General features: G+C 62.4%; 13 protein-coding genes. 1 reads left to right on the forward strand and 12 read right to left on the reverse strand.

What is annotated here, in order from left to right:
- Positions 1-104 precede the first annotated feature (104 nt).
- The 9 genes from D0T11_RS16450 to D0T11_RS16490 form a co-directional block, all read right to left on the reverse strand.
- Positions 105-794 carry a PIG-L deacetylase family protein gene (locus D0T11_RS16450; protein WP_220473739.1) on the reverse strand — a complete coding sequence of 230 codons (690 nt, stop codon included), beginning with the start codon at positions 792-794 and terminating at the stop codon, positions 105-107.
- Entirely contained in the window at positions 743-1,558 is an 816-nt protein-coding gene (locus tag D0T11_RS16455; protein WP_119656894.1) for a sugar phosphate nucleotidyltransferase, read from the reverse strand. Before D0T11_RS16455 ends, D0T11_RS16450 begins: the two co-directional genes overlap by 52 nt.
- Before the next feature lie 108 nt (positions 1,559-1,666).
- The gene (locus tag D0T11_RS16460; protein WP_119656895.1) at positions 1,667-2,989 is read right to left on the reverse strand and encodes a class I SAM-dependent methyltransferase; all 1,323 of its coding nucleotides are present in this window, start codon (positions 2,987-2,989) and stop codon (positions 1,667-1,669) included.
- 90 nt (positions 2,990-3,079) lie between these two features.
- A complete protein-coding gene (locus D0T11_RS16465) occupies positions 3,080-4,420 on the reverse strand; it encodes an NAD(P)H-dependent oxidoreductase (protein ID WP_119656896.1) in 1,341 nt (446 codons plus the stop codon).
- Positions 4,421-4,568: 148 nt separating this feature from the next.
- Positions 4,569-5,126: a dTDP-4-dehydrorhamnose 3,5-epimerase gene (gene rfbC, locus D0T11_RS16470; RefSeq protein ID WP_119656897.1), complete on the reverse strand. Its 558-nt coding sequence runs from the start codon at positions 5,124-5,126 to the stop codon at positions 4,569-4,571.
- Between the two features lie 60 nt (positions 5,127-5,186).
- Positions 5,187-6,278 (reverse strand): NAD-dependent epimerase/dehydratase family protein, encoded by a 1,092-nt coding sequence (locus D0T11_RS16475; RefSeq protein ID WP_119656898.1) that lies wholly within the window; start codon positions 6,276-6,278, stop codon positions 5,187-5,189.
- Positions 6,279-6,432: 154 nt separating this feature from the next.
- Positions 6,433-7,326 (reverse strand): glucose-1-phosphate cytidylyltransferase, encoded by an 894-nt coding sequence (rfbF, locus tag D0T11_RS16480; protein ID WP_119656899.1) that lies wholly within the window; start codon positions 7,324-7,326, stop codon positions 6,433-6,435.
- A 259-nt stretch (positions 7,327-7,585) separates the two neighbouring features.
- Complete coding sequence (locus D0T11_RS16485; protein ID WP_119656900.1) at positions 7,586-8,368, reverse strand: WecB/TagA/CpsF family glycosyltransferase; 783 nt, start codon at positions 8,366-8,368, stop codon at positions 7,586-7,588.
- 99 nt (positions 8,369-8,467) lie between these two features.
- Positions 8,468-9,871 carry an exopolysaccharide biosynthesis polyprenyl glycosylphosphotransferase gene (locus D0T11_RS16490; RefSeq protein ID WP_119656901.1) on the reverse strand — a complete coding sequence of 468 codons (1,404 nt, stop codon included), beginning with the start codon at positions 9,869-9,871 and terminating at the stop codon, positions 8,468-8,470.
- Positions 9,872-10,313: 442 nt separating this feature from the next.
- Between D0T11_RS16490 and D0T11_RS16495 the strand changes: the two genes are divergently transcribed.
- Positions 10,314-10,739 (forward strand): Fur family transcriptional regulator, encoded by a 426-nt coding sequence (locus tag D0T11_RS16495; protein WP_119656902.1) that lies wholly within the window; start codon positions 10,314-10,316, stop codon positions 10,737-10,739.
- 382 nt (positions 10,740-11,121) lie between these two features.
- On the opposite strand, the gene D0T11_RS16500 is transcribed toward D0T11_RS16495, so the two are convergent.
- From D0T11_RS16500 to D0T11_RS16510, 3 genes are read right to left on the reverse strand one after another with little or no spacing between them, the layout of a single operon-like run.
- The gene (locus D0T11_RS16500; RefSeq protein ID WP_182888456.1) at positions 11,122-11,430 is read right to left on the reverse strand and encodes a cupin domain-containing protein; all 309 of its coding nucleotides are present in this window, start codon (positions 11,428-11,430) and stop codon (positions 11,122-11,124) included.
- 16 nt (positions 11,431-11,446) lie between these two features.
- Positions 11,447-11,842 (reverse strand): group III truncated hemoglobin, encoded by a 396-nt coding sequence (locus D0T11_RS16505; protein ID WP_119656904.1) that lies wholly within the window; start codon positions 11,840-11,842, stop codon positions 11,447-11,449.
- Positions 11,839-12,372 (reverse strand): hypothetical protein, encoded by a 534-nt coding sequence (locus D0T11_RS16510; RefSeq protein ID WP_220473740.1) that lies wholly within the window; start codon positions 12,370-12,372, stop codon positions 11,839-11,841. Before D0T11_RS16510 ends, D0T11_RS16505 begins: the two co-directional genes overlap by 4 nt.
- Positions 12,373-12,511: the final 139 nt, after the last annotated feature.

Below are 12,511 nucleotides of genomic sequence, written 5' to 3' on the forward strand. Positions count from 1 at the left end.
GTGACTCGGTGGATGAGTGGATGGGTGGATGAGTAGATGGGTGGATGAGTAGATGGGTAGAGTGCCTATCGACCACCCACTCAGCGAGTCACTCATTCACCGCATCACCCCAGCAAAACCTTGCGCAGATGGAAGGCTTCGGCGTAGCGGGTGGCGCTCTGAATGCCGCGCAGGCGCGGCAAAGCCCGGAACGTTTCGTCGTCGTACCAGTGCTTGCCGGCCTGGGTTGGGAAGGCAGTTTGCAGCAGACGCAGCTTCTCGGCCAGTACCTCGGCGGGCAAGTCCACGAAGGCGGCCGGGTTGCCCAGGTCGCCGTCATACTTTGGAATTTCATATTCCAGAATCAGGTGATTCCGGAAGGTGTTCCAGGTCAGCTCCGACACCAAGCGGTGGTCCTGGTGCAGGTCGTGCTGGTAGTGGGTAAGAATCAGGTTCGGTTCGAATTGCTTAAGCTGCTCGTAGTGCTGCCTGATGACGGCCCGCTCAGCCGCTAAAGAACCGTCGGCGAAGCGGTGTACCGTTACGGTGGCTTCTACCGGGCCGGGCGCGGCGGCCAGAAACAGGGCCGCGCTGGCCGCCGCTTCCCGGGCCCGCTCCTCGGTGGCGGCCCACACCACCCAGTGCACCGCCGCCACCCGGCCTTCCCGCAGCCAGCGCAGCAGCGTGCCCCCCGCCCCTATTTCAATGTCGTCGGCGTGGGCGCCCAGGCACAGCAGGCGCAGGCCGGCGGCCGGCACCAGGGCTAGCATGGCACCGCCCCCCCAACCACGCGTGGTGCCAGCGGCTTGCGCCACACTTCCCAGGGAACATCGCCGCCGTTGCAGAGTTCGTCGAGCTGCTGCTTGTCCTTGAACGTATCCATGGCCGCCCAGAAGCCGGTGTGCCGGTGCGCCCGCAGCCGGTTGGCCGCAATAAGCCGCTGAAACGGGTTTTCCACCAGCTCCTCGCCGGGCTGGAGGTAGTCGAATATTTCGGTCCGAAACGCGAAGTAGCCCGCATTGATCCACAAGCCTGATTGGGCAATGGGGCTGATGTACTCCACGTGGTCGTCATCGGTCAGCGACACAATATGAAAGCTATGCGGGGGCTGGTAGGCCAGAAAGCTTCCCACCGCCGCCGAGGCCGTAAAATCCGCCAGCATGGCCGGCAGGTCCAGGTCGGTCAGGCCGTCGGCGTAGTTGGCCAGAAACATCTCCTCGCCTTCCAAAAACGGGCGCACGGCCGCCAGCCGCTCCCCGATGTTGCTGTGCAGGCCGGTATCGACAAAGGTGATGTTCCAGTCGTCAATATCGGAGCTCAGCAGTTTCACCTGCCGGCCACCCTTCGAGAACACGAAGTCGTTGGAGAGGCACTCGTTGTAATTCATGAAATATTGCTTCACCGAATCGGCCTTGTAGCCCAGGCACAGGATAAAATCCTTGTGGCCATAGTGGGCATAGTAGCGCATAATATGCCACAGCAGTGGGCGGTAGCCCAGCGGCACCATGGGTTTGGGAATGGCTTCGGAGTATTCGCGCAGGCGCATGCCTTGTCCGCCACAGAATAGAACTACTTTCATCTGGCTGATTGGTTTGGGAGAGAGAGAAAGGCGCGCAGGCACCCGGGAGAACCAGCTAAACGACTTGCCTTGGTGAAATCTGCTTCATACGCTACTGCTTTTTAGTGGTCAGGCATACACCTGCACCTCCGGAATGGGCACCACGAAGCGGCCGCCCCAGTTGCGGATATCTTCCATCTGCTCCATGATTTCCTCGCGCAGATTCCAGGGCAGAATCAGCACGTAGTCGGGCCGGGTTTCGCGGATGCGGTCGGGGTGGCAGATGGGAATGCGGGTGCCGGGCAGGAAATTCCCCTGCTTGTGGGGGCTCACATCGACGGTATATTCCAGAAAATCGGTGCGGATGCCGCAGTAGTTGAGCAGGGTGTTGCCCTTGCCCGGCGCGCCGTAGCCGACCACCGTTTTGCCGGCCCGGCGGGCTTCAATCAGGAATTCGAGCAGCTTGCGCTTGGTTTCCTTGGCCTTCTCCCCAAAGTCGGCGTAACAGGCCAGGTCGGTGACGCCGGCGGCCAGCTCCCGCGTGCGCAGCCCGGCTACCTGGGGGCTCACCGGATGCGTACTATTGGCTGAGTGACGGGCAAAGATGCGCAGTGAGCCGCCGTGGGTGCTCAGCTCTTCCACGTCAAACAGCGTGAGGCCGTGGTGGGCGAAGATGCGCTCCACAGTATAAAACGAGAGGTAGCTGAAATGCTCGTGGTAGATAGTGTCAAACTGGTTGCCCTCCATCAGGCGCAGCAGGTGCGGAAACTCCATCGTGATTACGCCCCCGGGCTTAAGCAAAATCCGCATCCCCGCCACAAAATCGTTGATGTCGGGCACGTGGGCCAGCACGTTGTTGCCCAGCAGCAAATCGGCCTGCCCACTGAGGGCGGCCACGTAATGGGCCGTTTCCTGCCCAAAAAAGCGCACTAGCGTGTTGATGCCCTTGGCCTGGGCATGGCCGGCCACGTTGGCCGCCGGCTCAATGCCAAGCACCGGAATTTCCTTCTCCACGAAGTACTGCAACAGATAGCCGTCATTAGATGCTACTTCCACCACCAGGCTGTCTTTGGTGAGCCCGAACCGCGCGGCGGCCATATCGGTGTAACGCTGGGCGTGGCGCAGCCAGGAGGGCGAGTAGGACGAGAAGTAGGCATAGTCGTTCTGGAAAATTTCCTCCGACGTGACAAACTCGTCCAGCTGCACCAGAAAGCAGCTCCGGCACACGCGGGCATGGAGCGGGTAGAATGCTTCGGCCCGGTTGAACTCGTGGGGCCGCACGTGGTCCTGGCACAAGGGCGAGGTGCCCAGGTTGACGAAGGTGAAATCGAGGGCCGAACCACAGAACCGGCACGGACTAGCCGGCGGCTCCACCGGCGCGGAGCGGGGGTCAGAGGGGACGTCAACTGGCGTTAGGGCGATAACGGGCGGCAACAATGGCAGCAATTCCATGGCCAATGCGAGGTAGGGGAGGTGAGAGAAGAGCGGTGGAGCAGACGGGAAGTAGAGCGGGGCGAAGCGGCGGAGTTGCCGGGGAGCGAATCAGACGACCGACTCCGAAACCGATTGGTCTTTGGGGACAGGAGTCGAACCGAAATAGCGGGCTTGCTCCCGGCGGAGCTGGTCGATGAGCCGGCCCTCGGGCAGCAGCACGTCATCGTAGGTGAGCACTTGGTCCGGGGGCACGTCGTGGCGCAGCATGCAGCCTTCGGCCACGCCCAGGGGCAGCAGGTTTTCGTGGCGCGCGACGTCGGCGTTTTCGGCCAGGCCGTAGGTGTGGTAGTGGCCGATGCCATCGAGCACCTGCCCGGCGTGCAGCGCAATTTTGGCGGCCGTCACCACTTCCACGCACATGGGGCCGGCGGGGGCCAGGGCGGCATCCTGAAACAGCACGGCCCGGGCCACGGTAGTTGGCGTTTCGAAGTGGCAGAGGTGGTAGGGCGTGTAGAAACAGTACAGCGGCCCGGGTCCCAGCTTATAGAGCTTGAGGTAGTGCTGCTGCACGGCATCATCAATAGTACCCAGCACGAATACCCCGGGGCCGGGCTCGGCCCCCACCACGTAATCCACGATGCCCGGGCCACCGCTGAGCAGCAGTTCCTGGGGGTACCACTCGGCCGCTTTGGTAATGGGCGTACCGGGCGCCACAGTAGGCCCCAGCATCCCGCGGCGGGCCACCCGCATCCCCAGGGCATTGGCCGTTACGGCCTGCTCGAAGCTGATTTTACTGCCGTCGGCGAAGCTCGTGACCATACTCGGGTTCTGGCCCCACTGCCGGGCAAAGCCCTCCTGGGTGGTGGGATTTCGGTAGGGGTCGTGCAGGCCCTTGATATTACCGCAGAGCACCGGCGTAATGCCCAGGCCCTTCACGAAGCGGGCCAGGTTGAGCGTTACGCCCGGCTGGTCGCCGTCGGACACGGTGTACACCACGCCGGCCTGGTCGGCGTACACTTTCAGAATGGGGCCTACCGTACCATCGAGCTCGGCGTTGAGCAGCACCACGTGCTTGGCGTGCCGGATAGCTTCGAGCACCACGTGCGCCCCGTGCTCCACGGCTCCGGTCACCTCAATAATGGCGTCGATGCCCACGGCCCGGCTCAGCAGCAGCGCGTCGTCGGTGATGGCGGGGCGGCCCTGGGCCAGGCAGGCTTCGAGCTGGGACACGGAGGCCACTTCGGTTACATCCACCACGCCGGCTTCGGCATAGATGGCGCGGGCTTTTTCGGGAGTGCGGTTGGCAATGGCCACCAGCTCCATGCCGGGCACGTAGCAGCAAATCTGGCGGGCCACGCCCCGGGCCATAAAGCCCGCCCCCACCAGGCCCACCCGAATCGGGCGACCTTCGCGCTGGCGTTTTTGCAGGGCAGTATCAACGATGAGCATGGGTTTTTGGAATTATGAATTACGAATTATGAATTATGAATTGGGCCGTTCATACAACGCGGCGGCGCATTCATAGTCATAGCTCACAACCCGTTAGGAGAAGCTTTCAGAAAAGTGCATTCATAATTCATAATTCATAATTCATAATTCATAATTCATAATTCATTTCCGGTATTTTCAGCTCAAAATCGGGGTGGTGCTGGTCTTTTTCGGAGACGAGGACGGGCTCGAAGGGCCACTGGATGCCGATGGCGGAGTCGTTCCAGCGCAGGCCGCGCTCATGGCCCGGCGTGTACTTGGCCGACACCTGGTAGCAAACGTCGGTATGGTCCTGGAGCGTGATGAAGCCGTGGGCGAAGCGGCCGGGCACGAACAGCATCCGGAACGAGTCGGCGGTCAGCTCCACGCCCAGCCACTGCCCATAAGTCGGCGACTCCTCGCGCAGGTCCACAATCACGTCGTAGATGGCGCCGCGGGTGCAGCGCACCAACTTGGTTTCCTCGTAGGGCGCGAGCTGGAAGTGCATCCCGCGCAGGGTACCGCGCAGCGGGTTCGACGAGACGTTGGCCTGCAGGGGCGGCATGAGAATGCCGTGGGCGGCAAATTCGTCTTCGCACCAGGAACGGGCAAAAAACCCGCGTTCATCAGCCATGCGGTCCACATCAATAATGAAGGCCCCGGGCAGTTCAGTTTCAGTGAAAATCATACGCGTAGGTGGTTGAATAGTGAGCACGGAGGGTACTGGCAGCCGCCGCAACGGCCTTGGTTACACGCCCACCGATTGGAGTACCTCGGCGCGCGCGGGTACCACCTGCCGCCAGCCCAGCTCGTCGGTCAGCTCCCGCGACTCGCGCAGGCTGGTGAGCACCCGCAGGCGCATCAGCTCGGAGGAGCGGAACGACCGGTCGCGGAAATTCATGGCCAGCAGGCCGTCGCGCAGCTCGTCGATGGTATCGGCCAGGGTGCGGCGGGGCTGGTGGGCCGGGGCCAGTTCCCGGTAAAGGCTGAAATCGACGCGGTAGGAGCGTTTGTCGGGGGGGGCGGCGGCGTTCAGGCTCACCAGCGTGCCGGGCAGCGAGCCGGCCACGGCGTAGGCCAGTTCGCGCACCTGGTAGTTCCAGTGGTCGGAGCCGGTGTTCACGGCCAGGAAGGTGCCGCCCACCTCGGCCGGGCGGCCAATGGCCCACTCAATGGCACGGGCCATGTCCTGCACATGAATCAGGGGCCGCCAGGGGGTGCCGTCGCTCAGGATGCTGATTTCGCCGGCCGCCACGGCCCCGGCCACGAAGTCGTTGACCACCAGATCCAGCCGCAGCCGGTCGCTCCAGCCGCAGGCAGTGGCAAAGCGCAGGCAGGTGATGAGAAAGTCGTCGGACGCCAGCGGGCGCAGGTGCTGCTCACTCAGCACCTTGGAGCGGGCGTAGGCCGTGAGCGGGTTGAGCTGGGAGGTTTCGGTTTTGGCTCCCTCCCCCCCTTCCCCGTACATGCTGCACGAGGAGGCGAACACAAAGCTGCTCACCCCGGCCGCCTTGGCCCGGCGGGCCAGTTCCAGGGTAGCACGGTAGTTCACGGCCAGCGTCACGTCCTCGTAGGTCTGGCCCATGGGGTCGTTGCTGATGGCGGCCAGACTCACCACCGCGTCTACGCCGGCAAGCAGGCCGGCGGGCAGGTGGCGCACGTCGCCGAACAGCTGCCGGTCCAGGTACGACTCGGGCAGGCGGTGCGTTCCGGTGAGGCAGTGCGCGAAGTAGCCCATATCGAAGCCAATGAGCTCGGCGTGCGGAAACTGCTGGCGCAGGTGGCGTACCACGCCGGGGCCTACGTAGCCCATATTGCCAGTGATAAGAATGCGTTGCATAGGGTGGTGAATGAGTGACTCAGTGGATGAGTGAATGGGTGAAGCGAAAGAGCGGAACGAGTACGCGGCAACGGTGCAGAAGCAACTGCAACAGCGCCGGGCAGACACTATTCCAACAGCTACTTCACTCATTCACCAACTCACTCGTTCACCGCTAGTCGGCGGGCATGATGGTAGGGGCAATGACGCGCTCATGACTGGGCGCAACCAGGGGCGAGGCCAGAATGCCGGCCAGTACGGGGTCGGGGATTGAGGGCTCGGGGGCATCGTCCCAGACTTTCCAACGGGCGCGGCCCTGCTGCCAGAGCTCCTCCAGCATGTTTTTGTCGCGGAGCGTATCCATGGGCTGCCAGAAGCCCGTGTGGCGGAAAGCCGCCAGGTGGCCTTCGGCGGCCAGTCGCTCCAGCGGGGCTTTTTCCCAAACCGTATCGTCGTCGGCAATGTAATCGAGCACGGCGGGTTCAAGCACGAAAAAGCCCCCGTTGATCCAGGGGGTTTCGCCCCCTTCGGGCTTTTCGGTGAAGCTGCCAATCCGCTCACTTTCGTCCGTCAGGTTGAACACGCCGAAGCGGCCCGGCTGGCGCACGGCCGTGAGCGTGGCCAGCGCCCCTTGCTGGCGGTGGTAGCGCACGGCGGCCTGCAAATCCACGTCGCCCACCCCGTCGCCGTAAGTCAGGCAGAACGTTTCGCCGGGCGTGAGGTAGTCGCGCACCCGCCGCAGGCGCCCCCCGGTCATGGTTTCCTGGCCCGTATCGACCAGCGTCACGGTCCAGGGCTCGGCGTGGTTGCGATGAATCTGCATTTCGTTGCGGTCCATGCGAAACGTTACGTCGGAGTTGTGCAGGAAGTAGTCGGAGAAGTACTGCTTGATCAGGTGGCCCTTATAGCCGCAGCACACCACAAATTCGCGGATACCGTGATGGGCGTAAATCTTCATAATGTGCCACAGAATCGGCTTTCCCCCGATTTCAACCATCGGTTTGGGCCGCACACCGCTTTCTTCGCTGATGCGGGTGCCGTAGCCCCCCGCCAGAATAACTGCTTTCATAAGGCATCGGGAAAGTGGGTGAATAAAGAACCCGGAGGAAAAGAGCAGATGGAGTTGAAGGAGTCGCTCAGCGCCGGTATCCGGCCGGGACTACGGTTTCTGAAATATAAAACATATTATAATATTATCAATAATTTTTGTTGTTATTTTTAAAAAAAAGAGAATAAAAGATGCCAATTATCCTGTTAAATACAAACTCCCCCGCGCCTTCTCCCTGATGGGCGGCCTGCTTTGGCAACCCGGTTGCGCATCGGGTTAGCTAAGCAGTGGCGCGGGGCGCAGGCCGACCTACCAAGTGGGCCAGCGAGCGGCGCGCCAGCAGGTACACGAAGCGGGAATTGGTCAGCAGGTAGCGCTTCCAGAGCCGACGCGGTTCGAGCCAGAGCCGGTAGGCCCATTCCAGCCAGAGGCGGCGGGCCCACAGCGGCAGGCGTGGCTCCAGGCCCGCGTACACCGGAAACGCCTGCCCCACGCCCAGCATACAGGCCCGCACGCGGTCCTGGTGAGCAGCCATCCAGCGCTCCTGCCGGGGGCAGCCCAAGGCCACAAACAGCAGGTCGGGGTCGGCGGCGTTGATGGCGGCCACTTCGGCCGCGTCTTCGGCGGGCGTGAGGGGCCGGAACGGTGGCGAGCAGGTCCCGACAACGCGCAAAGCGGGTAGTTCGCGCCCGGCCCGGGCTACCATAGCGGCCAGCACGGCCTCGGTAGTGCCGTAGAAATACACCGACTGCCCGCTGGCGGCGGCCGCGCTCAGCAGCTCGGGCAGCAGGTCCATCCCGGCCACCCGGGGCTGGGGCGGCGTATCGGCGTTGAGCCAGCCAACGGCGGCGGCCACCGGGCTACCATCGGGGGCCACCAGGGCGGCCTGGCGCAGAATCCGGCGAAAACCGGCATCCCGCTGGGCTTCCACCACCATATGCACGTTGGCAAAGCACACGTAGGCCGATGTGCGCATTGCCCCCAGCTTCAGAATAGCAGCCACGAAATCGGCCGGCGCACCGGTAGAAATCCAGGAATCCAGAACGGGCAACTTGGGCAGCATCGGGGAGATGGTGAAGTGGTGAGTTTGACGTTCTGTTGGGCCTTATGGCGCAGGTTGGGCAGTGAAGACAATGAAAACATCAAACTCACCATCTGCCCGTCAGTAGGCGTTTTTTTCGCCGCGCATCATGTTCCAGAGGGTGAGCCAGATGATTTTCATATCCAGTCCGAAGGACCAGTTTTCCACGTACTTCAGGTCGTATTCCACCCGCTTTTCCATGGTGCCGGCCTCCCGGGTTTCGCCCCGGAAACCGTGCACCTGGGCGTAGCCCGTGATGCCGGGCGTAACGGCGTGGCGCATCTGATACGTGCGGATATGCTTGCTGTATTCCTCCAACTGGGAAATCATGTTGGGGCGCGGCCCAACCACCGACATATGGCCCAGCAGCACATTGAAAAACTGGGGCAGCTCATCGAGGTTGTACTTGCGCAGGTAGTGGCCCAGGCGCGTGATGCGCGGGTCGCCCTTGGTGGCCTGGAGCTCCGTGCGGCCGTGGTCGGTGCGCATGGTGCGCAGCTTGAAGCACGGAAACAGCTGGTTGCGCTTGCCCGGCCGCAGCTGCCTGAAAAACACAGGTCCCGACGAATCGAGCTTGATCAGGACGGCCAATATCGTGAGTACCACCGGAAACACGAGCAGGATAACAGCCAGCGAGAAGGCAACGTCAAACAGCCGTTTCACGGCCAGGTTGGCCCGGATGCCCAGCGGGGCGTGGCGGATGGTGAGAATCGGCAGGTGGTCGTAGAAATAAACGTTCACCTCCTGACGGACGGTGCCGCGGAAATCGGGGACGATGCGGAAAGCAAGAAAGTGCTCATCGGCGAAGCGGGAGAGGTCCTCAATCAGCTGGCGGCGGTCGAGGGGCATGGCAAAGTAGATTTCGTCAATCTGCTCGTGCAGGCAGAAGTTCTTGAGCTCCGCCAGCCGGCCCCGCACGGATGCCTGCAACTCAGCGGGCACCTTATCCGGCGTGTCGGTGAAGAAGCCCATAAACTGGTTGGCAATCGGGTCGTGCGACTCCAGGAAGCGGTATAGCTCCTGGCCGCTGGCCCCCGCCCCCACTATCACGAAGCGGCTGTGTGGCCGGGCCAAGTAGCGGTGGTAGGTCCGGTACACGAACGTCATCAGGAAGCGCCCCGCCACTACGGCCGTTACGGCAAAGCTGTAGACCGCAAACAGGTAGCGGGCCGGAGGCCAGTACAGCTTCAGCAGCACAATGGCCAGCAGCACCACCCCGGCATGCAGCAAAAACGTGCGCATCAGGTAGAGCAGCTTTTCGGGGTAGGTGATGAGCCGGTCGGTACGGTAGATGTTGGCAAACTGCCCCGACAGAATCCACCAGAGCAAGGCAAAAATGGCGAAGAAGAACGGGTAATAACCTCCAAAATGCCAGCTCCCGAGTTGTTGCAGGCCCGCCAGCCGGAAGGCCCCAAAAATCAGCAACACATCTACCAGCGGCAGAATGATGCGGGAAGTGTCCGTGTAGTGCCGATAACGTTCCATGTGGCAGGGGGTGAAGTTTGCGGGGGCAGCTCCGGATAGAATGGGTGGGTAGAAAGTAGAGCGTAGGACAGGAGCCTTTCTACAAAGGAAGCATTTTTTATGTTTAAAGCAATAATTAATATCATTATTTAATATTTAAATGATAAAATAAATAAAAAATATTCAGCAATATATCAGCCAAAAACCGGGGCTAACGGCTCACCAGCGGGCATCAGGGCACCCCTGCGAGCTTCTCAGCGGAGCAGGCAGATAATGCCGGGTTTTCAGACCCGTATCTTTTCCGTAGCTTCGGCCCGCCGCTGGGTTACAGGTGTGTGTCCGAGCGGTCAAGAGCTAATCTATTGCAACATCAGGCCCCGGTTGTTTCAGCCGGGGCCTTTTTTGCGGACCAATGCCCGGCCGGAAGCCGGCCCCGGCGGATTCCGCGTAACTTCGGGCCGTTATGGCTACGCCCGATTCTATTTCCCAGACCCTGACTCACCACCAGCTGCGCCAGACGCCCGTGCGCCGGGCCGTGCTGGCCGTGTTGTCCCGCTCCCCCTACGCCCTCTCGGGCCACGAGGTGGAGCAGCAGATCGGTGGCGAAGTAGACCGGATTACGCTCTATCGCACGCTCAAAACCTTCGAGGAAAGCGGCCTGATTCACCGCGTGATTGATACCAGCGACACAGTGCGCTACGCGGCCTGCGCCGTGGGCTGCTCCGCCCAGCAGCACCTCGACGACCACGTGCACTTCAAGTGCACCCATTGCCAGCACATTTACTGCCTCACGCAGGTGGCCATTCCGGCCGTTACGCTGCCCGCCCGGTTCGAGGCCCAGCGCCGCGACTACCTGCTGGCCGGCGTGTGCCGCGAGTGCCAGCCCTGAGTGCCCCTGACTGCCCGCCTCCCCCTCTCTTCGCCGCCCAAGGCTCCCCGCCCTGGGCTGGCAACTGCACGCAGAGGCTTCCGGCCTGTCGGGTCGGGGCAAGTGCTTCTTTCGTTGGGGCAGAAATGCGCCTGCAACTTGCTACTGACGAGCACAAGTACCAACTAACCATACGTTAAAACCACCGCCTGTTTTACCGCCGCCTGATTAGAAATATGCTCCGACAAACCAGTTGCCGGAGCCAGCCACGCGGGTGTTGCGGATGCTGCGCGTACTTGGTGCTTGATGGCCGCCGGTGGCAAGGGTGGTGTGGCCACTGCTGAGCTGCCAGCAGAGAAACCCTTGTGCTGCGCTGCGTGCTGCGGGCGGTTCCGGCCGCAGCTTACCGATAAATCAGTACTTGAGCGGTTTGGGGGCAGTACAGGCTGTGGATGGCGTTGGCGGGAAAAATAACGTAGTCGCCGGCCACGTAGTGGCGGGGCTCGTCGGCCACGGTGATATCGAGTTCCCCGCTGAGCACCACCACGAAAACATCGTGCGGGGCGTGGTGGGGGGCCATGCTCTGGCCAGCGTCAAACTGCTTATGGATGATGGTGTGGCCCTCGCGGCGCAGGAGCACGTGGGTGGTGGCGTTGGCGGAGGAGGGGTGGGCGTGCGTGCCCGCCAGCAGGCTGCCGGAGGTAACTTCCATGAGGAAAAGAGCTAGGTTAAAGGATAGAAAGGGGGTCGTGGAGGGTCCGCAGGCGGGTCTCGAAAACGTGGGCAATGCTGCCGGCCCGCAGCCGCGCCTCATCGGCCACCGGGCCGGCAAACAGGGCGTCGACGGTGTGGCAGAACAGGTGCAGCCACTGCTGAAAGTGCTCCCCGCTGATGGGAAGCGGGATATGCTTGGCGAAGGGCTGGCCCTGGTAGCGGTTGGTGTGCAGCAGCAGGCCGCTCCAGAAATCGTACATGCGCGGCAGGTGGGCCGCCCAGTTCACGTGGGCCATCTCGTTGAAAACGGGTCCCAGCAGCGGGTCGGCGTTCACGCGGTCGTAGAACCTATCGACCAGGGCCTTGATGTCGGCTTCGGTCTGGATATCGGGCAGGGTGTCGGAGGTCATGATTGGGTAGGAAACGTTTGAACGGTAGGCGAAGAGGGGGCTGCGCCAGCACTCAGGCCGCCTGCCGGAGGCACCAGGCCTGAGTGCTGGCGGCTGAACAACCGAAAGGCCCGGCCGGCGGTGCCCAGCAGTAGCAGCAGTTTTAACACTTCGGCCCCAATATAAAGATGGTGCAGGTTGCTGGCGGGCAGAGCCTGGCCGGCCAGCAGGGCCACGGCCCGCACATCGAGGGCCGGCGGCAGCCACAGCGTCTGAACCACCAGCACGGCGGCCAGCAAACCCAGCGGCAGGGCCAGATTCGTCGGCACCTTCAGGCGGAAGGCGGCCCCGGTGGCCAGCACCGCCAGCCCGATTTCCAGCTTGTTGAGGGCCTGGAACACGATACGGCCGATGCCCAGGCCCAGCGGAACGGTAATACCCGGCGCGGTGAACTTCAGCGGCGCTTCCAGAAACGAGATGCCCGCCACCAGTCCCGCCCAGAACAGCAGCGCCGCCACCAACAGAAACGACCAGGAATGACGAGCGAACATAAGCGGAACAGGTAGCAGCGTTGCGGGGTGGAGTGAGATAGGAGCAAGCTGCACTCTTGCCCCCAGCCAGAAAGCAAAGGTGCCCGCCCGCCATCCCGGATGCGCTGACGCAAATCAGGTCCCGACGTGAGGTTGGTCA

This window comes from Hymenobacter rubripertinctus (assembly GCF_003583925.1).
In the GTDB taxonomy this organism is placed as follows: domain Bacteria; phylum Bacteroidota; class Bacteroidia; order Cytophagales; family Hymenobacteraceae; genus Hymenobacter; species Hymenobacter rubripertinctus.